The organism is Yersinia aldovae ATCC 35236, assembly GCF_000173735.1.
GTDB classification, from domain to species: Bacteria; Pseudomonadota; Gammaproteobacteria; order Enterobacterales; family Enterobacteriaceae; genus Yersinia; species Yersinia aldovae.
The window spans coordinates 47,618-70,560 of sequence record NZ_ACCB01000018.1 but is presented as its reverse complement, the minus strand read 5'-3'; the positions used below and the strand labels follow the sequence as shown (position 1 = coordinate 70,560).

Below are 22,943 nucleotides of genomic sequence, written 5' to 3'. Positions count from 1 at the left end.
TTTGCTCCTACGGTGTTGTTAACCCGCTCTTAGCCTTCGTTTACCGCAGACTTTGCCTGACGGTACTTGCGCACTATTCGTAAAATTGGGGGTAAAATCAACACCGTGACTGCCAGTACCAGCAAGGTTTGTGCAATGGCACTGGACCACAAAATAGTGTAGCTACCGTTGCTGATAGATAGCGCGCGACGTAGGTTCTGCTCCAGCATCTCTCCCAAGACAAAACCCAAAATCAACGGCGACATCGGGAAATTCATTTTCCTGAGGAAATAGCCAAATACACCTAATCCAACCATTAACATCAGATCAAACGTCGTACTGTGTACCGCATAAACACCTACTGCGGAAATGGCCGCAATGGTGGGCACCAGGAACCAAAGGGGGACGGTTAACATGCGGGTGAAGAAGCCGACCAACGGCAAATTCATTAGCAATAATATCACGTTGGCTATCAGCAACGAGGCGATTAATCCCCAAACGATATCCGGCTGTTCAGTGAACATTGCTGGCCCTGGTGTAATATTATATAAGGTCAATGCCCCCATCATGACTGCCGTAGTACCAGAACCGGGAACCCCCAAGGTGAGCATTGGAATAAAGGAACCGCAGGCCGAAGCGTTATTCGCCGCCTCCGGCGCAGCAACACCACGAATATCTCCTTTACCGAAACTGTCACTGTTACCGCTGATGCGCTTCTCGGTCATGTAGGTCAGCGCACTGGCGATGGTAGCCCCAGCCCCTGGCAAGATCCCCACAAAGAAACCAATCACCGAGGAGCGTAACGTTGGCCCGACACACTGTGCCGCTTCTTTACGATTGAACATCAGGCGGCCGGTTTTACGCACCAGTTTCTGGCCGGTACTGGTACTTTCCAGCATCAATAAAATTTCACTGACCGAGAATAGCCCGATAACCACAACGATAAATTGGATCCCATCAGACAGGTGGACGCTGTCGAATGTGAAACGATAAACACCGGTATTGGCGTCAACGCCGACCGTTGCTAACCCCAATCCGATGAGCGCGGCAAGCAAAGATTTTAACGGGTTTTGGCTCATCATGCTGCCAAGACAGGCAATGGCGAAGACCATCAACGCAAAATATTCTGATGGACCGAACGCCAGTGACCACCTTGCCAACAGTGGGGCAAACAGAATGATCCCTCCGATAGCTAATATTGACCCTACAAATGAGCTGACGGCGGAAATGGATAATGCCACACCCGCACGGCCTTGCTGTGCCATCGGGTAGCCATCAAGGGCGGTCATGATAGCGGCCGCATCACCGGGAACATTAAGTAATATCGATGAGATACGCCCACCATATTCACAACCAATATAAACCGTTGCCAGTAAAATTAAGGCGGACTCAGCCGGTAGTTTGAGGGCAAAAGCCAGTGGCAGCAAAATAGCCACGCCATTGATCGGCCCCAGCCCCGGCAGTAAGCCGACAATTGTGCCAATAAAGCAGCCGATCAGCGCAATCATCAGATTTTGTGGTGTTAACGCCACCTCAAATCCTTGCGATAAATACATCCAAGTTTCCATCACAGCCTCGTTAGTTCAGCCAAACGCCAAGCGGTAGGGTGACATCAAGTAAATAATCAAAGGCATAGAACAGTGAAATGCCTAATACTGCGCCAGAGAGTGCAGCAACCCAGATTTTTGCCTCAAATAACAAGGCGATACTAAAGGTCAGCAACGCAGTCGCCAGCGGGAAACCAAGCCATTCAAATCCCCAGGCATAAAGCACCAACGTAATGACCATCACGAGCAGACGGTGCAATACTTTGGCGTGCGGCCACGGAATAATGTCAGGTTTACGTAGCAGTAATAACACCGCACAAAGTGTCATTAATGCCAGAATTGCCATTGGGAAAGGGCGAGGACCCAGCGGCTCATAGGTATACTCACTTTGTATGCCCCAGCCGATAAATAAGCCGCTAATACAAAGCAGTATCCAGATACCGGCGAAAATACGATCGCTCATGAGATTTCCTCTAAATTACTTGGCAAGACCGAATGCTTTTGCCTGTTCACGATATTGCGTGACCTGATTTTTGACATAAGCATCCAGCGCTTTACCGGTCATGTTGAACTCAAACAGACCACGCAGATCGCGCTGTTTTTTGAACTCTTCAGTTTGCATTAAGGTGTTGAAAGTATCAGTCCACCATTGGTACTCGGCGTCGCTGACTTTCGGCCCAAGATAGAAGCCACGAATAATGGGCCAGACTAAATTAAAGCCTTGCTCTTTCGCCGTCGGGATATCAGCCAGTTGGCCGGGCAGACGTTGCTCTGCATAGACGGCCAATACCCGTATTTTGTCGCCCGAGAGATAAGGCACCATTTCACTTAAATCACCGGACACGGCCTGGATATGATTGCCTAATAATGCAGTGACCGGTTCACCACCACCTTCAAAAGCCACATAGCGCATTTTGTGGGGATCGACGCCCACTTCGCGCGCCAGCAGCGCGGTTTTCATCCAGTCCTGACTCCCAATGGAAGCTCCTGCGCCAAAGACCACGCTGTTAGGATCTTGTTTAAACGCAGCCATCAGATCTTTTAAAGTTTTATGGGGGGAATCAGCACGAACAGCAATCATGCCGTAATCGGTGCCGATGGCGGCCAGCCATTTCACATCGTCAACGCTATAACGACCAAACTTATTTTGTGCCAGATTAAGCAAAGACCCCCCGGAGAAAGCGACAACCGTGCCGAATTCCGCAGGACGTTGCGCCACAATAGCGTTATAGGCAACAGCCCCAACGCCACCTGGCATGTAGGTGACCCGCATCGGGCGGTCAATAGCTTTAGTCTCTTGAAGAGAAACTTGAATCAGCTTACAGGTGAGGTCAAAACCGCCACCGGGTTTAGCCGGAGCGATACATTCTGTTCTGCCAGGTGCGTCAACAGCCTGCGCTAATGGTGCAGCCAGCATCAGAATAGAAGCGGCCAAAGTGCAGATAACTATTCTTTTCATATTATTCTCTCATTATTTTCTTATAAATTGTGAGCCTTCACACGATTGCGAGGTTACTGAATTGTTAATAGATTAACCTTTCAGTTACCTTTCAGTGGGAAGGAAAAAGTACAGGATGTGATATGCGTCTCTTGTTAGTAGAAGATCACCCCGAGTTATCTCACTGGTTGCAGAAAGCACTGACTCATGCAGGCTTTGCTGTGGATGTGGCAAATGATGGCGTGGCCGCAGACCACTTGCTGCAAAATGAAAATTACGCATTAGTGGTATTGGATGTGGCATTACCACGCCTGAATGGATTGGAACTGCTGGCGCGCTTACGTAAACGTGGGCAAACCTTACCGGTCTTGTTATTAACCGCCAGAACAGAAGTGGCAGATCGAGTGAAAGGGTTGAATCAGGGGGCCGATGATTATTTGACGAAACCATTCGAACTGGATGAGCTGGAAGCACGCATACGTGCGCTATTGCGTCGCAGCATCGGCGAAACCACACAGACAATTCAGTTTGGTGATTTGACTTATCACGATGAAGGCTATTTTCTATTATCTAACAAGCCGTTAGCACTGACGCCACGAGAGTCCGCAGTCCTAACCTCACTGATACATCGCCGTGGCAGGCCGGTGGCCAAGCAGCAATTGTTTGAACAGATATTTACCTTAGCGGACGAGGCGAATCCAGAAAGTATTGAACTGTATGTACATCGGGTTCGCAAGAAGTTGTACGGCAGTAACGTTGTTATTCAGACCTTACGTGGCCTGGGCTACAGTCTGGAATGTGTCGATGGGGCACTCTAATGTGATTACGACTCGCTGGTTTAAAGCTCCACGCTCGCTGTTTCATCAGTTGCTGCTGTTTTTTGGTGTACCGCTGCTGATTTTGGGCGGAATTTCAATTTATACCCATTATATCAGTGCCATGAATGCGGCAACGCTGGCTTATGATCGCACGCTCTTAGCATCAGCACGAACAGTCGCGGAACGGTTGGTGGTGCGTCATGGGCAGTTGGAGGTTGATGTCCCCTACATTGTGCTGGATAGCTTTGAGCGGAATATGAATGATCGGCTCTACTATCAGGTGATCACGCCAGAAGGCAAAAGTATTGCGGGTTATAATGACCTCCCCCCCTTCCCTCCCACGACACCGCGATCCCTCCTCTACCCAGCATTAGTGCATTTTTATGACGCTGAATATCAAGGTAAACCAATACGGGTGGCCGCGCTTTATCAGCCAATCAACGAATCAGGCGTCATGGGGATGGCAATGGTGTTGGTCGCGGAAACACTGGCTTCACGTCATGATTTAGCGCAACAGATCATGGTATCGGCACTCTTGACCCAAGGAGCGCTAGTCCTATTGACGCTGGTAATGGCTTATATCCTGCTGAAAGGTATTCTCAAACCATTACGTAAACTGTCCGGCCTGATGTTGCGGCGCGATCCCGGTGAACTGACGCCGATCCCTAAGATTTTACCGTGGTCAGAAATGGAACCGCTGCTATTGGCATTTAATCGCTATATTGAGCGCTTACGCGAAATGGTGGCACGGCAGGGGCGTTTCAGTGCTGATGCCTCTCATCAACTGCGCACCCCGCTGGCAGTGCTGAAAACACAGGTGGCGGTTGCGCTGGCCTGTGAGGAACCGCAGCAATGGCGCGAAAGTTTATTGGCGATGCGCGAAACCCTGGATCACACCATTTCGCTGACGGACCGCTTATTGCAGCTATCACGAATGAAAGTACATGAACGCAGGCTACAACCCGTCAATCTCGCGCCGTTATTGCGGGATGCTTGCTTCGCACACCTTGCTCAGGCTCGCAGCAAACAGATAGATCTGGGTTATGAGGGGGAATCGGAGTGCTGGGTTGATGGTGATGCTTTGTTGTTAACTGAATTGTGTGACAACTTGCTAGATAACGCCTTGAAATATACGCCAAAACTAGGTGTGGTGACGGCTCGATTGATGATAAAGCGTGAGGCTGGGCACTGTTTACTTGAAATTGAAGACAGTGGCCCCGGTATCGCACAAGATGAAGTGGCGCTAGCGCTGATCCCTTTTCACCGACTCGATAATGTGGGTCAGCATCCGGGGGCTGGCTTGGGGTTAGCATTGGTAAAAGATATTACGACTTACCATAAGACCCGCCCTGAGTTATTACACAGTGAGTTACTCGGCGGGCTAAGGGTGCGAATTCGTTTTAGTCTATGCCTTAGATAAGGCCGCCTAACCACCAGCGCCCGTATTTTCATACTCCGGCTAACACACCATTGCCGTTTGGCTAAAGTCACTAATGAAGCAATTCCAACGATTCTGAAGTATTCGTCATTTTCCCCATCACAAAAGCCAAATTAGCGGCAGCAACCAAAGATGCGGCATGAGCGTCAGTGCGCATTTGTTGCGCATTCAACAACCCATTAGCCGCTTCGTTGGCAACTGTTATGGTGCCGACACCATTGCGATAAGACTCCAGTGCGGCGTCATAGGTAATAAACGAGGTTTTCACCAGCGTTAATGCCGCCTGATTAGTTTCAAGCGCAGAGCGTAAGGTATTAGCCGCCACCACAATTTCGCGCACCGCCAATTCCTGTGTTTTCTTAAACCCTTCAGCAGCAACCGCAGCGCGAGATTCCGCCTCTTTCACCCGTGCGGCACGTATCCCGCCATCATAAAGAGGAACACTGACACCGACCAAAATACTGGAAGATGAAGTTTGTGGGCTAATACCCGGCAGGCCCTGAATATCAAAATGCCCATCACCGCTTGCCACCGCCCCGGCCAGATAGACTTTCGGCAAGAAATCAGCTTCTGTTGCTTTGATACCCGCCTTAGCCGCCTCGACCGCCGCATAGCTGGCTAACACATCTGGCCGCTGGGAGAGAGCCAGTCGAATCATCTGTTCGGTTGGTGCGCTCATCCCATCCGGTAAAGCACGGTCTTCGGCATAAGCGACTTTAATATCCAATGAGGGAGAAACCCCCATTGCGCCCAATAATGCTTGATAAGCATCACGTTCAGTACCCTTAGCCACCACACGACGTAACTCTGACTGCGCAACCTGCTGGCGTGCCAGTGCGACTTCAACTGTCGTCGCGATACCATTCTTGCGCCGTTCCTCGGCAGCATCTTGAATCTTTAGGCTATTTTTCAGTGTTTGTTCTGCTATCTGGTGCTGAGTTTGTGCAGCACCGTATTGGAAATACGTGCGAGTAACATCGTAGATTAGCTTCTGGTGCATCCCATTAAAGGTCACATTGGCGGCATAAGAAGTCTGTTTAGCAGCATCCAGTAACGCGCTGCGCTGACCGAAATCGAAGATAAGCCACTGTAATGCCAAGGCAGGAACCACTGCGCTCCCGCTGGTTTTCAAATCCTTTTCGTTGCCGATGGCATAAGGTAAAGGCGTGGTCGTACGCTGATAACCTCCAATCACACTGGCAGAAATTATGGGTAAAAATATCACCTCCCCCATTCCGACCGCCAGTGCTGCCTGCCGCGCCTGCTGCCAGGCAATGCGGGTCTCGGGATTCTGGCTCTGGGCGATATCAATCAATTCAGGCAACGAATAGCTATGCTCGCTTTTTAGGCTGGGCGGCGGTGATAATTCCGCTACCAGCGGGTTCGCCGGCACAGAAAAGTGACCGCCGCCCATCGAAGCGCTGGCATTCCCATCAGGTGTCCAGGGTTCGGAGTAAGATGTTGGTGCAAGATCCAAGCTGTCAGTAGCACAACCGGCGATCAACATGCTCAAACTCAATAACGAGCAAGTCAGGCATTTTTTGGCTATCCGGGCCGTCAGTACAGCGTGCGTCATCATGTCATCCAATTCCCAGAAGTTCCTCAAGCCGCTTTATACGTTGTTGAATAGTCAGATCAATCGGCGATAAATCTTGCCGTGATGGTTCGCTATTCGCTCCTTGCTCATCCGATAATGTCGCGGAACCGCTACCTGTCGAGAGGCGACGCAGTTGTGCCACATCAGAGGCCGACTTTTCCGTCGGTAGAAACAGCACCGGGCACAACTTACCCATCTCTGCCAGTATGGCCTGTAAGCGCGCACACTCTTCTCGCGAGGGGCGCAATTGTGCGGGTTCAAAGGGGATCAGTGCCAACTCTTCTTGCGCGCAGGTGATCTCCGCCTCGACCGTTGTCGCTTCTCTAAGCGCCGCAGGCCGGGCATCGGGCGCTAATGTGGCCAGGTTTGTCAGCCCCTTCAAGGCCTGACTAATATGGACTCGCACCGCATCTGCAACCGCCACCGGCCACAGTCGGGTGAAAATCAAATACACCACCAGATTACCCAACAAAATACCCAGCACCCTATCCAGAGCCACGCCCAGATCGGTGCTTGGCCCGAAGCCTTGTAATACCGTCAGCAGGAAAGCCAGCCCGACCTGTACACCGGCATAGGCAATACGTTCACTGCCACATGACACCCAAGCGGCCAAGAGAATGCAACCAAATACCAGCGCCATTAATTGCCCGATATCGTTCATATGGGGAATGATAAAGATAATCGACAGCACTCCCATCAATGCCCCGATCAAACAACCAATAATCCGCAAGACTAGTTTATGTACCGTCTCACCGGTAGTTCCAAGTGCGGCAACATAGCAAGTGATCATGGCGGTATGAATGTCCTGCCAATCCAATGCAGTGTAGATCAGGTAACAAATCAGTGCCGCAGCGGTAGTTTTCAGGGCAAACTGCTGATGAACAGGGTTGGTTAGTGCATCTGCGGCAAAGAAGGTGGATTTCGGGGCATTCAGGTCTTGCCCATTATCGGCAGTTGCCAGTGCTGTCAGCGCGTTGCGGATTTCATTGATTTCATCGCAGATATCGTCAATGGTGAAGTGAGGGGTAAGCGTGGTATGACCAGCAGCAATATCCTGCGCTGCATCACTACAGTAGGCCGCCAGCTCAAGGCGCGCATTTTCCGGTGAGGTCGCAGGTAAAGCCAAGGTTGCCAACAATAACCGGTAACTGCTTTTTACGGCACTTTCAAGCCAGACCGCTTCAGCCGCAGGCCGCAGATGAAAAATACGTACAAACAGCGCCCGTTGCTGATGCGTTTTTTGCCCTTCTTGTAGCAATTCTTTTACCCTCGTCATAGTGGCAGCATCAGGTTGTCGCAATGCCTCGGCCACCGTCACTAATCGCTCGGATAGACTGTAGCGCAATAAGCGCTGCGGCATTCGGCCAAAGAAAAGGTTAAAAACAATCAGCAGCAACATCGGCGAAACAGCCATTAACCAGGCATACAGCAACCCCCGTGTTGCCACTTCCCCCAAGGGGATGTTACTCAGTAACGTCATCACAAACGCGATAACCAGCGCAATAATGCTGCCAACCGGGCCGAGTTTGCTGGCCGAACCGAGATAGAGAAATAAAAATGAGCTGACAATCAAGGCCGCCATGCGCAGTGGTGCGGCTTCCAACGTGAAGTGGATAAGCAGAAATACCAAGCCGACGACCATCGACACCAGTATGGTGATCGCAACCGCCATCACCATGCTCTCGACGCCATCCGGTTTCATCACGAAAAGAATGAGATAACAGCTTATCGCGGATTCAGGGATGCCATATATCATGGCGATCATCGCCATCAAGGCACACAACGCGGCAACCCGCCACGCCATAGCCACCCGGCCTGGGAAATAGGCTAAATCCGCTTTTGCCTGACGGAGTATGCCGCCAAGCGTACCGTCAGCAACCCTCGTCATTTCGCACGATAACCACAGCAGTCGCCCCGATTCGCATCAGGTCCTCCGGCGGTTTTTCCAGGCTGATTCTCACAGGAAAGCGCTGGACAACACGCACCCAGTTTAATGATTTCGGTACATAAGGCAGGCCACGCGGGATATTCAACATATCTTCAGAACTCACGCCCCAGCCAATCCCCTCGACCCGCCCCTGAATGACACGCTGCCTGTCAGCCATAACATAGACGGTAGCGCAATCCCCCACCTTGATATGCTTCAACTCCGTTTCGCGGAAAAATGCCACAGCATGCCAATGTTCGGTATTGATAAGCGTAAAAATAGCCTGATCCGGGATGACAAACTCCCCGGCAGAGACAATCAACCCGACAACCCGGCCATCGTGAGGCGCACGAATTTGTGTATTGGCCAGTTCCCGTTCAGCAATAGCCAGTGCCGCGCGGCGCGCCACCACCAGCGCTTCAGCAGCGGCGGTGCTGCTGACCAATGCCTCAGCGGCAAATGACTGTTTTAATGCCTGTTTTAGGCTGACTTCGGCATCATGTTTCGCCGTCACGGCATCATCTACCTGCTGGGCGGTGACATAGCCTTTGGGGAGCAGCGGTTGTAAGCGAGCCAACGTCTGAGTGGCTAATTTGAGATTGGCTTGCGCCCGAACAATCTGTTCATTGGTAATTGCTGCGTTGGACTGCTCTGCGATCACGGTGCGTCGCTGGGTATCGCGGGCAGCTTCTGCCATTTTCAACTCAGCCTGCGCTTGCTCGACTCGCAAACGGTAAAGGTTCGGCTCAATGGAAAACAACAAATCGCCACGCCGGACTTTGCTGTTCTCCTCCACATTGACTGAAATGATACGGCCTGGAACCGAGCTGGCAATATGCACCACGCTCGCTCCCAGTTCGGCATCTTCAGATAACGGATTCAGTGTGGTCTGCCGCACAGACAGCCAACCAAAAATCACGGCGGCAGCAATGATAACGCCAGCAACAATCAGCGCCAGTTGCCGCTTGCGCCCACTCCCTTGTAGTTTATTCATATTCATCATTCATCGCGTAAACAGTAACAGGGAACAGATGAATGCCACAGCAAGCGCCAGGCAGACATACACCAACAACCGCAACGGCAGCACCTCATCAATACCGGCACGAATAAACAGAACACGAGCAATCACCGCCGTGATTATTCCGATAAAAGCGCAAGCCATCCAGGAAGGGAAATAGGAACCCACTAGCGAAAATGAGGGCGCCGCAGCACCTGAGCAACCACTCAGGGCGATAGCCGATAACAGAACCCATATCCCACACCATAAATTCTGCTTTGCACAACTTAACAACCTGAAGAAAAACCACGGCTGCTTCCTAAGGGAAGTCATATTATTCATTGAACAACCTCAATTAACTGGCGCCACCCTACCAGAAGTCAGGGTTTGTCATCATAAAAAACCGCTAATGATCACTTCCCAGCGTATTTTTGAAAATTTGCCCATATTTCATAATGACTCTAAATGCTTTATCTGGCTGGGCTACAAGTTGGATATCATCCAGAGGATTGCCATCAACCACAATCAGATCAGCCAACGCGCCATTTTCCACCACACCTAATTTCCCGGGATAAGGGTTTCTCGGGCCAGAAAAAGCACAAAGTTCAGCGTTAATACAGGTCGCCATCTTGAGAATTTCAAGCGGTGAATACCACCGCGTCAACTTGGCTAATTGTGCCCCTTGCCGGGTTGCCAGCCGGGCATCAAATAGTTGCCTTCTACTAATACCCGCAACCCGTCTCGTAGTTTGTCTGAAACGCCATCAAAAACGCGAACATTAATAAAAGCCATCACGCGCACCGCATTAGCAGCAATATCTCTTTTTTGTGGTTTTGCTCCCGGTACAGCCGCTGCAACAGCCGCTGCCGTGATAGGTGTTGATTGCGCCGCTTTCTGGGAAAATACGGTATTGATGCGTACAAACGCCGGGCTATTACAGAGGCAACCTTCGCCATGAGTAGGGGGGAGCTGAATTAATGGCATGTGAGACATAGCGTTCTCCTTTGTGAGCAGCCCCGAATAAACAAGCTGAGGGCGCGCACTCGATCATAGAACAAATTCTCTCGTAACAACTTATTTTTATGACAAAAATGAACCCGAAATAGTGATAGAACGCTTATCCTGACCTGATAATACCGATAACCCTGTATTTATTGTTTGCCCGGACGCGTTGGTGTACTGGCCTAACAATAACAGCGGTTTAACCCCCATCACGCTAACGGTAAATCTTAACGCTGGGTATTCACCGCTATCAGTTTTATCTTTGTCACCGGAGTTTATTGCTTCAATAGCGTTAGTTGCCTGTGGTTCTCAATAGAATTGCATGGGATGGCAAGAGAAATTTTGGTCTATCTAATATGATGCCAAAGTTAGATTAATAAAGTACATTCATTATTAATACGCGCCCTTACTTTAAGAATTATGCTCGGTTAATATCTGAAACAGACTTACTTTTAAATGTTATTATAGCTTATTAGATAAATACCCATTTATAATAAGTGGCTTTAGATATACACCTGATAGTAATAGAAAAATCTTACATTGAACTTCATGTAGGAAAAATCCCACATAAAGTTCTCTTGTGTTCCCATATATAAAGTATGTTACATGATGTTTAATAGCCCATCAGGTTTGTAACTTAGATTAACGCATGGTGTCACAAATGTACCTCTTGTAATTTAATCCAGCACAACTGGATGTAGCAATAAACTTGCTGTGATAGCAATATAGTATGTGCTTGTTTTATTAGTAAAGAACTATTAAATCAATCATATTACCTCTTGAGTATAGGTGTTAATACCGACGAGCCTTAATATGACTGTTTTTATCTATTGCTAATAAACATTCAATCACAGACTTCAGTCACAACAACTTCACCATTTCTATGGCGGATCTCCCGTATTTGATACATCGGAGTAATGCCGTTTAATTCATAAATAAAAATACAAATAAGCACCGTTTGTTATTTTATTATTAATTATTGACTTATAGAGCATAAATAAGTATGAGCTTACATCGCGTATCATCACTGCATCAAACAAAACAGTTAAATAAAGCCAGAATTTCTAAATCAGTAGTCTGGGCAAATATTGTCATCCAGACCATATTTCCTTTGAGTATTGCTTTTACCCCTGCGGTAATGGCGGCAGAAAACGTCGAAGGCTCGGGCGAGACACAGCATTCTGCCTCACAAGCTGAACAGTCTACCGCCGATGCAGCAACACGTTTAGCATCAATATTATCGGAGGGTGATTCAGCCAAACAAGCGAGTTCCATTGCGCGCGGTGCCGCCACCAGTGCCGGTAATGAAGCATTGCAAAAGTGGTTTAATCAGTTTGGTAGTGCGAAAGTACAACTCAATCTGGATGAAAAATTGAGCCTAAAAGGTAGTCAGTTAGATGTGTTGCTGCCACTGACCGATAGCCCAGATTTGCTTACCTTTACTCAGTTGGGTGGCCGTTATATTGATGACCGCGTGACATTGAACTTTGGGTTGGGCCAGCGTCATTTCTTTGCACAGCAAATGCTGGGCTACAACCTGTTTATTGATCATGATGCAAGTTATAGCCATACCCGTATTGGCGTCGGTGCTGAATATGGTCGTGATTTTATTAATCTGTCAGCTAACGGTTATTTTGGTGTCAGTGGTTGGAAGAATTCGCCAGATCTGGATAAGTATGATGAAAAAGTCGCAAACGGCTTTGATTTACGCAGTGAAGCTTATTTACCAGCGTTGCCACAATTGGGGGGTAAGCTGATATATGAGCAATATTTTGGTGATGAAGTTGGCTTGTTTGGTGTAGATAACCGTCAGAAAAACCCTCTTGCGGTCACTATGGGGGTGAATTATACCCCAATTCCTTTATTTACTGTCGGTGTCGACCATAAAATGGGACGCGCAGGAATGAATGACACCCGCTTTAATCTTGGTTTTAACTACGCATTTGGCACCCCTTTGGCAAATCAGCTCGACTCTGATGCAGTCGCAATTAAGCGTAGCCTCATTGGTAGTCGCTATAATCTGGTGGATCGTAATAATCAGATTGTTATGAAATACCGCAAGCAGAATAAGGTTACCCTAGAGTTACCAGGGCGTGTTAATGGTGCTGCAAGACAAACAATGCCATTAGTGGCAAACGCCACGGCACAGCAAGGTATTGACCGTATTGAATGGGAAGCCAGTGCCTTGACGCTCGCGGGTGGGAAAATAACCGGTAGCGGCAATAATTGGCAGATAACATTACCAAACTATCTGTCTGGTGGTGAGGGTAATAACACTTATCGTATTAGTGCTATCGCTTACGATACCTTGGGTAATGCTTCTCCCGTTGCTTACAGCGATATCGTGGTAGATAGCTATGGTGTGAATACTGATGCTTCTGGCCTGACAGCGTCACCCGCTTCTCTGCCGGCAAATGCCGTCGCGAGCAGTGTTATTGAACTTAATATTAAGGACAATAATAACCAACCGATTACGGGTATTGCCGATCAACTGGCATTCTCTCTTGAATTGGCACAATTGCCTGAGTCGAAACGCGCCAGAGTGGCACGTTCCGCGCCATTGGAAAGTGTCGAACATTCGATAACGCCAATCAGCGAGCCAGCACCGGGGGTTTATCAGGCCACGCTCACCGCAGGCAGTAAACCACAACTGGTTAATATCAGCGCTCTGATTAATGGTGTGCCATTAAGTGATGTGAAAACTAAAGTGACCATGACTGCCGATGAGGGCACCGCGACTATACAAGAGAACAGTCTGGAAATTGTGACCAATGGTAGCGTTGCGGATAATGTGACAACCAACCAGGTGAAAGCGGTCGTTGTTGACGCTTATGGCAATAAATTATCCGGTGTTGACGTCAATTTCACCGTTGATACCAATGCTAATATTGTTGCGACGACAGCGAGTGATAAGCAAGGGATAGCAACTGCGACTATCACCAGTTCTAAGACTGATAGCTACACCGTTAAAGCCGAACTGAACGGTGAAACACAGCAGGTTGATGTGAACTTTATCGCCGATGTTGGCAGTGCCACTCTGGATGGCAGCGCTGAGCATAAACTACAGTTGGTTACTGATGGTCAACCTGCCGATGGTGCCAGCGCCAATGAGGTAAAACTGACGGTGGTAGATAAGTTCGGTAACACCGTGCCTAATGTCAATGTGGCTTTCAGCACAGTTAGCAATGCAACTATCAGTGAATTTACCACTACCGATGCTCAGGGTGTCGCAACAGCGAAAATCATCAGCACCAAGGCGGGTAACTATACGGTAACAGCAAGCCTTAATGGGATGGAACAAACGGTAGAGGTAAACTTTATCGTTGATACCACCACAGCAGCCATTACCGCTGATAACTTTACCGTGGAAGTGAATGGTCAAACCGCAGGTAGCGGTACTAACAAAGTACAAGCCATCGTGCTGGACAAACTGGGGAATCCCGTCCCTAACATGACCGTGACTTTCAATGCGACCAATGGTGTAACGGTAAAAAACGCGTCAGTCCAAACAGATACTGATGGTAAAGCAGTAACCGACCTCACCATGACCAATGTGGGTGGTACTATCAGTACGGTAACCGCGGCGATGACTAACCCTGCCGGGGTAAGCAGTTCTCATGATAAAGAGGTGACGTTCTATCCTGATTTCGCTAAAGCAACACTGAATACGCCGGTGAATGCTTATAGCGGCTTCAATGCTAGCAGTGGTTTCCCAACTACTGGGTTTAAAAACGCCAACTTCCAATTAGCACCACATGGCAGTGTTGCCAATAATAGCGATTATGAGTGGGCCAGCAGTGATACTAACATCAGTGTCAGCGCCTCAGGTTTGGTTAATCTTGACAATTACCCTACTGGAACAGTAACCATTACAGCCACCTGGAAACAAGATAAGAGTAAAGTATTCACTTATCAGTTTGCGTTAAACTCCTGGGTAGGCCAATTTAACGCCACCTCCGTAACTTGGGCTGCTGCCAATAGTGCATGTATTGCTGACGGGATGAGATTACCTGCAAGTAGTGAGCTGTCGACCGGTGGGACAACCCGCAGTATCGGGACTTTCTTTGGTGAATGGGGGAATCTGAATAATTATCCTGATTTCCCTTCTGCATCAATTATGTGGACGTCAACCAGTGGTGAAGATTTCCATCCGAACACCGGGGTATCACATGCTGGCGGTAACTCAACGTTACCTTATATGTGCGTAAGATAATCGGTCTATTAGACTAACGCCCTTTTAGCGTTAGTCTGCCGTTAAAAGATTAAGCGGCTATCAGATTCGTCAGTTCCAAAGCCAGTGGGTAACCCCGCTGGCTTTTTTGCAGGGGATGGGGCCAGTAAATATATTAGTTTGAATACTCGCTGGTCCCTCAGTACTCACCTGCTATTAGATATGGGTTATGAACCGCCCCGGCTTTCTTGGGGAGTTTTTGAACCCGTTGTTCACGCAGCCAGATCTTTGCCAGCCTGTGAAGCAGGTTAGCTCGTATGCTGCAAGGGTTGGAAAATCAAGCGGTCTATGACTTCGTTCGTGAACATCCGGGGATATGTGCGTTAGAGCACGATGGATTTGTATCCTACGATAAGGTAGATGAGGGGGCATCCATCCTAAATGATTGCTCTGAAAAATATAAATCCCGCAATTTAAATAAAGCACAAGATTATCCTATGCTTTATTTTATAGTTACCCAAGGGCTGATTTATTGTTTTAAGAGTTAACTTGCCAGCTCATCATACTGAAAATCAATGCTTAATTTCATATTCTCAACATTCAGCTTCACTTCACAACTACGCCATGCAGGACGCCCATTGGTCAGATCATTTTCAACATAGTAGTTGCGCAGTTGAATCAAACAATCCATTAATTCACTGTCTGTCTGCGGATTTTCGGGGGAAAACCAGTCCTTATTGCCTTCATTGTCAACATAATCAAACAATAACTTGGCGTGATCATTTTCAGGTGATAGCTCAGCATTCAGTAAAATTACTTTTGCCTTTTCTGGTGCCTCATTGTAAAGAACACCACCAATACGTACATACAAATCATTTTCTATTGACATGATTATTTACCGCCGTGAGTATTCTTATACGTTTCTCTGACAGGCCTGTCATTACCAATCTGATATTCTACAGTAAATTTATCAGGTCTTGTACTATCTGCAGAGTACGTTGGATTTATTTTCACTTTAACAGGCTTGCCATCTTCCAATGCCTTAGCCCAGCTATTCTCCATCTTTTTCCATACTCCCTTGTTCAGGTTTGCATCCATCGGAACAAGATTAAGCTTTTCTCCCGGCCCATCAAAGATGCTAGCGAGCAAATGTCCGCCTTCATCACCAGAATCACCACTTTTCCCAGCCTTACGTTGCTGATAGGTATTACGATCTTTGGTCATCGCTGTAAGGTCGGCTTCGACCATCTTTACCCGGCCTTGATCATCGGTATGATAGATTTTATTTCCATCAACTTTATAAATTGTATTGGGACCAGGCTTGTTCAGCGATTTGCTCCAACTGCCTTTTTCACCAGCTTTTATTTCTACCACTTTCAATTCTTTCGTTGACACAGCTTTCAGCTTATCAAGCTGTTTTAACGAAACTGCTCCGCTTTTTTTGGCACCAAGTAAGGCGCCAACAGCAATTGCAGCACCGGCAGTTTGCTTATTCAGCACCTGCTCAAATCCTTTATCCGCATCACCGCCTAAATCTTTAGCTGTTTTCGCAAAGCCTTCAACATTTCCGTTGTAAATTCCGCCAGCCGCCAGCAAACGACCCGCAGACTTGCTGTTAATCGTACGGAAGGCTTGTGGTTCTGGCAAATCCGGCGCAGAAGCACGTACCAAACGCTGAACTTGTGTTGCCCGTGGTTTGCCTCCCGAGCGCCGATAATCCCTTCGACTCACCGACTTACTGTATTCAGTAGTAATGCTTTTCGCACCATCAAAACGAAAAGCAAGCGGATCGGTGCAAATCAGCACACCTTCTTCATTGATGTGAAAGAGCTTTGCAGGGCCATGCATATCACTCAACATGACTACGTCACCGGAAAACACCATTTTTTCCAGTTTCTCTTTTTCACGCGACCCGCGAGAGGAAGCCTGGGTATGGTGAGATCGGCTTTCACGCATGTTAATAATATAACGACTGGTATGGTAACCATCATCAAACTCATACTCACGGCAAATCCGTGACCAGCCCGCATATGCACTGACTATACGTTCATAATCTTCGGGTGGAAGATTATCTCTTGATAGGTTGTACAGATAGATACCCGGCAGACTGAGGCTCATTTCAATACCTTCCGAAATGAGTCATGGTACAAGGCTTGAATGGGCAGATATGTAGCGGGACTGGTGTCAGTGGTGATATTATCGTGGATACTCATCGTTCCCTCAGTGTTAACCATCCATTAGATATGGATTAACACTAACACACTCAGAATGCAGAGAAAATAAACAAATATCGCCATTAAGTTACGCAGCTAACACCTTGTTGCCAATACTTCCTGTTGGAGTCAATAATAAGGTTGAAGCACTCCGTTTACCCTAAGTCCATATGGCGTCATTTTATCAACGTATCAAGATAATCAGCCCATTTTTGCAGCCAGACCTTACACTCTACCTCGTAGCGGTAGAGGTCATAGGTGCCTTCAATACCCTTACGGGAGTGGCCTGGAATGGCCTCAGCAACCTCACTGGGGCACCCAAGACGCCCCAAGCCAGTACGAACAGTTCGGCGTAGGTCATGCGGTGTCCAGTGGGGGATATCAATCATCTGGTCTAGCTTACGTAATCGGTTTGAGCTTTCGTTTAGAAAGTGTTGCGAAATAGGTCGATTTGTTCTTTTGGCTTCAAATAGATAGTTTTTCGGCGTTGAACACATGGCGTCAATAAACACTATGGCTTGGCTGGGAAGTTGTACATGCCGCTCACTGCCTGTTTTGGTGTCTTTTAGATGAATAGTACCTTTAACGAGATCAACGTTTTCCCAAGCCATCTCGCAGACTTCACCGGTACGACAACCAGTCAACAAAGTTAACAAAGTTAACAGTAGGACATTCTTAGGATATTTTGATTGAGGTAACCAATGCAAAAATTGGGTTAACTCATCTTCAGATAACACCCGCTTACCTGATTGTGAAGTCAGTTTTATCTTAGTTTGCTGCATACCAGACTTCGCCAACAATGCGGGGTTAGCGAAATTTTCATCAAACCGCCCTAATCCTAAAGCGAATTCATAGGCTGAACACAACTCACGAAGAAGTATCCCTCCAATACGTTAGCACCACGTTGAATGACTGCCATCACAATATCGATGACATCTTTTCTTGTGATATCCTTAGCTATCGTTCCACCAATTTTATCGACAACATCTTTAATCAGAATACGACGGACAGCTTCTTGCCCAGCTTTCTTTCCTGCGCCGGGAAAAATTTTGCCATCTTTCCCATGCCGGTCTTCAATGCACTGGGTCAGGTAAAGTTCAACCAGATCTCTGACAGTAAAGGCTGCTTGTTGAGCAGCCAACTCGACTTGATGTTTTTGTTGTTTTTCCGCTTTGATTTCAGTTGCAGGGCAGTGTCCCTCATTCTTAATTTGCTTGAGGTCTTGGAGTTTAGATCTCGCTTGTGCAAGGGTGACGTTGGGAAAGTGACCGATCTTAGTTTGAGTGAGCTTGTGAGTTAAGGGGCTGGTATAACGATAGAAAAAGGTTTTAACACCCGTAGCGCCACAGGTAGCCGTAATCCTCGGTTTTCACCCGTGTCAGCTTTGTCTTTGTCACCGGGTTTCATCGCTTCAATGGCTTTGATGGCTTTGATGGCTTTGATGGACAGTGGTTTTTTCAGTAATGGATGTATTCGAGCATGGTACACAATATGTTGACTTATTATGCCACAGGCAATGATAAAGCTACATTTCGACCTACAGTAAAGTGTAGGTTTTAATGGTTTTTAGTGGGATTTAATGAGACGACAAGAGACGGCACGTTAAAATTAAAAACATATAAAATTAAATAATTAAACCCATAAACCTCATAAATAACAGGTAGAAATAGGTATATATGATTGTTTTGTATCAGGATAAGCACATCATCGTTATCAATAAACCCAGTGGTTTGCTTTCTGTCCCCGGTCGCGCGCCAGAGAATAAAGACAGCGTGATGACCCGCATTCAGGCTGATTACCCTACAGCAGAATCTGTTCACCGGCTGGATATGGCAACCAGTGGTGTGATTGTGGTGGCGCTAACCAAAGCGGCCGAACGTGAAATTAAACGCCAGTTCCGCGAACGTGAACCGAAAAAGTGTTATATCGCCCGTGTATGGGGGCATTTGGCGCAAGATGAGGGGGTGATTGACTTGCCTTTAATCTGCGACTGGCCAAATCGACCGAAACAGAAAGTCTGTTATGAAACAGGTAAGTCGGCACAAACCGAATATCTGGTGCTGTCACGAGATGAAGATGGCAGCACACGGGTGAAGCTATCGCCTATCACCGGCCGCTCACACCAATTACGCGTCCATATGCTGGCAATGGGTCACCCGATCCTTGGCGATGGCTTCTATGCTCATCCCGAGGCTAAAGCAATGGCATCCCGATTGCAGTTACATGCTCAAGAGTTATGTATTACTCATCCAGAGTTTGGCACGGTAATGCATTTTAAATGCGAACCCGAGTTTTGATTTTTTCAGTAACAGATCAACTCAGAATCAAACCAGATCGGAACATAAGCTTCGATCTGGTTTTGGCTTTTCTGAAACAATAACCCTTATTTAAAACCCTGCTCACGCTTGATCAAATCATACGCAGCTTGAATCTCTTGGGCTTTTTGCTTCGCCATTTCCATCATTTCTGGTGGCAAACCTTTTGCTACCAACTTATCAGGATGATGCTCACCCATTAACTTACGGTAAGCACGCTTGATGGTCACACTGTCATCAGTGCTGTTCACCCCCAGCACCTTACAGGCATCTGCCAACGTTGGGCCATTTGACGCTTGTTGGTAGCCGCCCTGAGAGTATCCTCCCTGCTGCCCCTGCCAAGCGCCTCCACCGCCAAATTGACGCCCCCCTTCAATCATGCTCAGGAACTGATCAAATTGACCACGGGAGATCCCCAGCTCTTCAGCAATGACATACAACACCTGCCGTTCATTGGGATGCAAAGAACCGTCAGCAAATGCGGCCTGTAACTGAATTTCCAGAAACATCCGAATTAAATCAAAACGGCCAAAGCAGACAGCGCGCAATTCCTGCAACCTTTCACGTAACGGAAAACCACTCTCTTTCCCTTCGCGGAACGCTTGTTGTGCGGCTGTGCGAGCCTCACCATGCAATTGCATTCGATCCATCAATTGGCTGGCGAGTTGAATATCAACTTCCGTAACACGCCCTTTGGCCTTGGTTAAATGCCCCATGACCTGAAAAGTGGTGCGGAAAAAAATTAATTGTCGTGTTTGTTGATCGGCAAAATAGCCGCGGCGCTTCGTGCTTCGCACCCTGTCTACCATATGGCCGACAAGCAACCCCAGTACCACACCCCAGAAACCAGCACCGGACATTAAGCCCAATACCAGACCGAGCAGTTTTCCCCAATACCGCATATACTCCTCAATTCATCATGCCGTCAGTCAAAATTTGCATTATCATACTCGGCATTCAGCTCAGCGCCTAACAACGAGACGTGTAAACGGCCGGATTTAACACTAGCGCAACTGTGATGAGTAATATAGTCTCAGACCGTTTGCCGGCATGATGCCCCCCGATGACGGAACACCGAAACCGCGTATGAAAAAAAGATTCCCAACACTGCTGGCCACATTGATATGGACGGCACTATATAGCCAGCAATCGCTGGCCGGACTCGCTGAGCAATGTATGCTCGGCGTACCTACCTATGATGAGCCATTGGTCACAGGCGATCCTAATCAGCTACCGGTGCGCATTAATGCGGATAAAACCGAAGCTAATTATCCGGATAACGCCCTGTTTACTGGCAATGTTATTGTCCAACAAGGTAACAGCACCCTGACCGCTAACCAGGTTAAACTGACACAGGTGCAGAAACCCGGTGAGGCAATCCCGTTGCGTACGGTCACCGCCACCGGCGACGTTAATTACGACGATCCACAAATCAAGCTGAAAGGCCCGAAAGGCTGGTCCAACTTGAATACCAAAGACACTGATATGGATAAAGGCAAATATCAGATGGTCGGTCGTCAAGGTCGCGGTGATGCAGATTTAATGAAATTGCGCGGCAAAAACCGCTACACCATTTTGGAAAACGGGACATTCACCTCTTGTCTACCGGGTGATAATAGCTGGAGCGTTGTCGGCTCCGAAGTTATTCATGACCGCGAAGAAGAAGTGGCAGAAATCTGGAATGCCCGCTTTAAAATTGGCAAAGTGCCAGTATTCTACAGCCCCTATATGCAACTGCCGGTCGGCGATAAACGTCGCTCGGGTTTCTTGATCCCCAATGCAAAATACACCAGTAATAACGGCTTCGAATTTATGCTGCCGTACTACTGGAACATCGCACCAAACTTCGATGCCACCATTACTCCGCATTATATGGAGCGGCGTGGTATGCAGTGGCAGAATGAGTTCCGCTACCTGCTGGCACCGGGTTCCGGCACGATGGCATTGGACTGGCTACCGAGTGACCGCTTATATCACGGGCAAGATGGCAAAGAAGACGACCCTACCCGCTGGTTATACTACTGGGGTCATTCCGGCGTAATGGATAAAGTTTGGCGTTTCAACATCGACTATACCAAAGTCAGTGATCCAGATTACTTTACTGATTTAACCTCGCAATACGGCTCGACCACTGACGGCTATGCCACACAAATCTTCAGTGTGGGTTATGCTGACCAAAACTGGGATGCGACTTTGGCCTCCAAGCAGTTCCAGGTCTTTACCAACGCTGGCAACAGTAACGCCTATCGTGCCCAGCCACAGTTGGACATGAACTACTATAAAAATGATGTCGGCCCGTTTGATATGCATGTTTATGGTCAGGCGGTCAAATTCACCAGTGTGAATCCGGATAACCCACAAGCCAGCCGTTTCCATGTCGAACCCACCATTAGCCTGCCATTATCCAACGGTTGGGGCAGCCTGAATACCGAAGCCAAACTGCTGGCAACCCACTATCAGCAGGATATTCCAAACGGTTTTGCCAGCTACTATAAAACGCAAAATCCAAACGAAACCGTACCTGATTTAAAAGATTCGGTTAACCGCGTAATGCCACAATTCAAAGTGGATGGCAAAGTGGTATTCGATCGGCCAATGGACTGGAGCAAAGGCTTTACCCAAACGCTCGAACCACGCGTACAATACCTCTACGTGCCTTACCGCAATCAGGATGATATCTATATTTACGATACCACGCTGATGCAGTCTGACTACTCGGGCTTGTTCCGTGATCGTACCTACAGCGGCCTGGATCGCATTGCTTCTGCAAATCAGGTGACCACCGGTTTAACCTCACGCATTTATGATGATGCACTGATTGAACGTTTTAACGTTTCGGTAGGTCAAATCTACTACTTTAGTCGTTCACGGACCGGTAGTAGTGAAGCTATTGATAACAGTGATGATACTGGTAGTTTGGTTTGGGCAGGTGATTCATTCTGGCGCATCAGTGATCAACTGGGCCTGAAAGGTGGTGCACAGTATGATACCCGACTGGGCAGCCTGACGCAGGGCAATGCCATCTTCGAGTACAGAAAAGATGCCGAACGGTTGATTCAATTGAATTACCGTTATGCCAGCCCGGAATATATTCAGGCAGCAGTGCCAAATGTGAAAAACCCTGGTTATCAGCAGGGTATTTCTCAGGTAGGTGCAACTGCCAGTTGGCCGGTGGCTGACCGCTGGGCAGTGGTCGGTGCTTATTATTACGATACCAAAGCCAATCAACCCGCCAGCCAGTTAGTAGGCGTACAATACAACACCTGCTGTTGGGCGATAAACTTGGGTTATGAACGTAAAATCACTGGCTGGAATTCAACAGGTGAAACCAGTAAGTATGACAATAGAGTCAGTTTCAATATTGAATTACGTGGTTTGAGTAGCGACCACAACCTGGGTACCGCACAAATGCTGCGCTCAGGTATTCTGCCTTATCAAAGTGCTTTCTGATACTGTGTAACACACTGAATACAGTGAATTTTAACCCGCGATAGCGGATTA

Annotated in this window: 19 protein-coding genes and 2 pseudogenes; 6 read left to right on the top strand and 15 right to left on the bottom strand. The window is 47.9% G+C overall.

The features are described from left to right. Positions 1-29: 29 nt before the first annotated feature. From YALDO0001_RS10420 to YALDO0001_RS10410, 3 genes are read right to left on the bottom strand one after another with little or no spacing between them, the layout of a single operon-like run. Positions 30-1,547, bottom strand: a complete 1,518-nt coding sequence (locus tag YALDO0001_RS10420) for a tripartite tricarboxylate transporter permease (protein WP_042547788.1) — start codon at positions 1,545-1,547, stop codon at positions 30-32. Between the two features lie 10 nt (positions 1,548-1,557). Then, positions 1,558-1,989, bottom strand: a complete 432-nt coding sequence (locus YALDO0001_RS10415; protein WP_004702831.1) for a tripartite tricarboxylate transporter TctB family protein — start codon at positions 1,987-1,989, stop codon at positions 1,558-1,560. A 15-nt stretch (positions 1,990-2,004) separates the two neighbouring features. Then, a complete protein-coding gene (locus tag YALDO0001_RS10410; RefSeq protein ID WP_004702829.1) occupies positions 2,005-2,985 on the bottom strand; it encodes a Bug family tripartite tricarboxylate transporter substrate binding protein in 981 nt (326 codons plus the stop codon). 122 nt (positions 2,986-3,107) lie between these two features. On the opposite strand from YALDO0001_RS10410, the gene tctD reads away from it, so the two are divergent. Both tctD and YALDO0001_RS10400 read left to right on the top strand, forming a co-directional pair. After that, complete coding sequence (tctD, locus tag YALDO0001_RS10405; protein WP_042547786.1) at positions 3,108-3,782, top strand: transcriptional regulator TctD; 675 nt, start codon at positions 3,108-3,110, stop codon at positions 3,780-3,782. Continuing rightward, positions 3,769-5,202, top strand: a complete 1,434-nt coding sequence (locus YALDO0001_RS10400; protein ID WP_042839754.1) for a sensor histidine kinase — start codon at positions 3,769-3,771, stop codon at positions 5,200-5,202. The genes tctD and YALDO0001_RS10400 overlap by 14 nt, the downstream gene beginning before the upstream one ends. 70 nt (positions 5,203-5,272) lie before the next feature. Here YALDO0001_RS10400 and YALDO0001_RS10395 read toward each other — a convergent pair whose 3' ends face one another. The 5 genes and pseudogenes from YALDO0001_RS10395 to YALDO0001_RS20745 form a co-directional block, all read right to left on the bottom strand. Continuing rightward, positions 5,273-6,799, bottom strand: coding sequence for a TolC family protein (locus YALDO0001_RS10395; RefSeq protein WP_004702825.1), 1,527 nt, complete (start codon positions 6,797-6,799; stop codon positions 5,273-5,275). 1 nt (position 6,800) lies between these two features. After that, complete coding sequence (locus YALDO0001_RS10390) at positions 6,801-8,705, bottom strand: FUSC family protein (RefSeq protein ID WP_042839753.1); 1,905 nt, start codon at positions 8,703-8,705, stop codon at positions 6,801-6,803. Next, positions 8,689-9,738, bottom strand: a complete 1,050-nt coding sequence (gene mdtN / locus YALDO0001_RS10385) for a multidrug transporter subunit MdtN (RefSeq protein ID WP_042839758.1) — start codon at positions 9,736-9,738, stop codon at positions 8,689-8,691. Before mdtN ends, YALDO0001_RS10390 begins: the two co-directional genes overlap by 17 nt. 9 nt (positions 9,739-9,747) lie before the next feature. Continuing rightward, positions 9,748-10,083 (bottom strand): YtcA family lipoprotein, encoded by a 336-nt coding sequence (locus YALDO0001_RS19720; protein ID WP_049596116.1) that lies wholly within the window; start codon positions 10,081-10,083, stop codon positions 9,748-9,750. Positions 10,084-10,147: 64 nt separating this feature from the next. Continuing rightward, a pseudogene (locus YALDO0001_RS20745) lies at positions 10,148-10,734 on the bottom strand (hypothetical protein). Positions 10,735-11,746: 1,012 nt separating this feature from the next. Between YALDO0001_RS20745 and YALDO0001_RS10365 the strand changes: the two are divergent. Both YALDO0001_RS10365 and YALDO0001_RS10360 read left to right on the top strand, forming a co-directional pair. Continuing rightward, complete coding sequence (locus YALDO0001_RS10365) at positions 11,747-14,956, top strand: inverse autotransporter beta domain-containing protein (RefSeq protein ID WP_004702812.1); 3,210 nt, start codon at positions 11,747-11,749, stop codon at positions 14,954-14,956. Between the two features lie 275 nt (positions 14,957-15,231). Next, entirely contained in the window at positions 15,232-15,462 is a 231-nt protein-coding gene (locus YALDO0001_RS10360; RefSeq protein WP_042839749.1) for a hypothetical protein, read from the top strand. On the opposite strand, the gene YALDO0001_RS10355 is transcribed toward YALDO0001_RS10360, so the two are convergent. The 6 genes and pseudogenes from YALDO0001_RS10355 to YALDO0001_RS21890 all read right to left on the bottom strand — a co-directional run bounded on the left by YALDO0001_RS10355 (position 15,459) and on the right by YALDO0001_RS21890 (position 18,615). Continuing rightward, complete coding sequence (locus YALDO0001_RS10355; RefSeq protein WP_004702810.1) at positions 15,459-15,803, bottom strand: hypothetical protein; 345 nt, start codon at positions 15,801-15,803, stop codon at positions 15,459-15,461. The two genes, YALDO0001_RS10360 and YALDO0001_RS10355, sit on opposite strands and share 4 nt — an antisense overlap. A 2-nt stretch (positions 15,804-15,805) precedes the next feature. Then, complete coding sequence (locus YALDO0001_RS10350) at positions 15,806-17,032, bottom strand: DNA/RNA non-specific endonuclease (protein ID WP_004702808.1); 1,227 nt, start codon at positions 17,030-17,032, stop codon at positions 15,806-15,808. A 271-nt stretch (positions 17,033-17,303) separates the two neighbouring features. Beyond that, positions 17,304-17,909, bottom strand: coding sequence for a tyrosine-type recombinase/integrase (locus YALDO0001_RS21905; protein WP_004702806.1), 606 nt, complete (start codon positions 17,907-17,909; stop codon positions 17,304-17,306). Between the two features lie 56 nt (positions 17,910-17,965). Further along, entirely contained in the window at positions 17,966-18,268 is a 303-nt protein-coding gene (locus tag YALDO0001_RS21900; RefSeq protein ID WP_004702804.1) for a hypothetical protein, read from the bottom strand. Between the two features lie 87 nt (positions 18,269-18,355). Beyond that, a pseudogene (locus YALDO0001_RS21895) lies at positions 18,356-18,487 on the bottom strand (Arm DNA-binding domain-containing protein); the annotation flags it as partial. Then, positions 18,424-18,615, bottom strand: a complete 192-nt coding sequence (locus YALDO0001_RS21890; RefSeq protein WP_004702802.1) for a hypothetical protein — start codon at positions 18,613-18,615, stop codon at positions 18,424-18,426. The pseudogene YALDO0001_RS21895 and the gene YALDO0001_RS21890, both read right to left, overlap by 64 nt. Positions 18,616-18,803: 188 nt before the next feature. Between YALDO0001_RS21890 and rluA the strand changes: the two genes are divergently transcribed. Next, the gene (gene rluA, locus YALDO0001_RS10340) at positions 18,804-19,424 is read left to right on the top strand and encodes a bifunctional tRNA pseudouridine(32) synthase/23S rRNA pseudouridine(746) synthase RluA (RefSeq protein WP_004702800.1); all 621 of its coding nucleotides are present in this window, start codon (positions 18,804-18,806) and stop codon (positions 19,422-19,424) included. Between the two features lie 86 nt (positions 19,425-19,510). Here rluA and djlA read toward each other — a convergent pair whose 3' ends face one another. Continuing rightward, a complete protein-coding gene (djlA, locus tag YALDO0001_RS10335; RefSeq protein WP_004702798.1) occupies positions 19,511-20,344 on the bottom strand; it encodes a co-chaperone DjlA in 834 nt (277 codons plus the stop codon). A gap of 184 nt (positions 20,345-20,528) precedes the next feature. On the opposite strand from djlA, the gene lptD reads away from it, so the two are divergent. Further along, positions 20,529-22,892, top strand: coding sequence for an LPS assembly protein LptD (gene lptD, locus YALDO0001_RS10330; protein WP_042839747.1), 2,364 nt, complete (start codon positions 20,529-20,531; stop codon positions 22,890-22,892). Positions 22,893-22,943 lie beyond the last annotated feature (51 nt).

Coding starts and splice junctions, on each gene's coding strand:
- YALDO0001_RS10420 (WP_042547788.1), bottom strand. CDS start 1,547: ATGGAAACTTGGATGTATTTATCGCAAGGATTTGAGGTGGCGTTAACA.
- YALDO0001_RS10415 (WP_004702831.1), bottom strand. CDS start 1,989: ATGAGCGATCGTATTTTCGCCGGTATCTGGATACTGCTTTGTATTAGC.
- YALDO0001_RS10410 (WP_004702829.1), bottom strand. CDS start 2,985: ATGAAAAGAATAGTTATCTGCACTTTGGCCGCTTCTATTCTGATGCTG.
- tctD (WP_042547786.1), top strand. CDS start 3,108: ATGCGTCTCTTGTTAGTAGAAGATCACCCCGAGTTATCTCACTGGTTG.
- YALDO0001_RS10400 (WP_042839754.1), top strand. CDS start 3,769: ATGGGGCACTCTAATGTGATTACGACTCGCTGGTTTAAAGCTCCACGC.
- YALDO0001_RS10395 (WP_004702825.1), bottom strand. CDS start 6,799: ATGATGACGCACGCTGTACTGACGGCCCGGATAGCCAAAAAATGCCTG.
- YALDO0001_RS10390 (WP_042839753.1), bottom strand. CDS start 8,705: ATGACGAGGGTTGCTGACGGTACGCTTGGCGGCATACTCCGTCAGGCA.
- mdtN (WP_042839758.1), bottom strand. CDS start 9,738: ATGAATAAACTACAAGGGAGTGGGCGCAAGCGGCAACTGGCGCTGATT.
- YALDO0001_RS19720 (WP_049596116.1), bottom strand. CDS start 10,083: ATGAATAATATGACTTCCCTTAGGAAGCAGCCGTGGTTTTTCTTCAGG.
- YALDO0001_RS10365 (WP_004702812.1), top strand. CDS start 11,747: ATGAGCTTACATCGCGTATCATCACTGCATCAAACAAAACAGTTAAAT.
- YALDO0001_RS10360 (WP_042839749.1), top strand. CDS start 15,232: ATGCTGCAAGGGTTGGAAAATCAAGCGGTCTATGACTTCGTTCGTGAA.
- YALDO0001_RS10355 (WP_004702810.1), bottom strand. CDS start 15,803: ATGTCAATAGAAAATGATTTGTATGTACGTATTGGTGGTGTTCTTTAC.
- YALDO0001_RS10350 (WP_004702808.1), bottom strand. CDS start 17,032: ATGAGCCTCAGTCTGCCGGGTATCTATCTGTACAACCTATCAAGAGAT.
- YALDO0001_RS21905 (WP_004702806.1), bottom strand. CDS start 17,909: ATGCAGCAAACTAAGATAAAACTGACTTCACAATCAGGTAAGCGGGTG.
- rluA (WP_004702800.1), top strand. CDS start 18,804: ATGATTGTTTTGTATCAGGATAAGCACATCATCGTTATCAATAAACCC.
- djlA (WP_004702798.1), bottom strand. CDS start 20,344: ATGCGGTATTGGGGAAAACTGCTCGGTCTGGTATTGGGCTTAATGTCC.
- lptD (WP_042839747.1), top strand. CDS start 20,529: ATGAAAAAAAGATTCCCAACACTGCTGGCCACATTGATATGGACGGCA.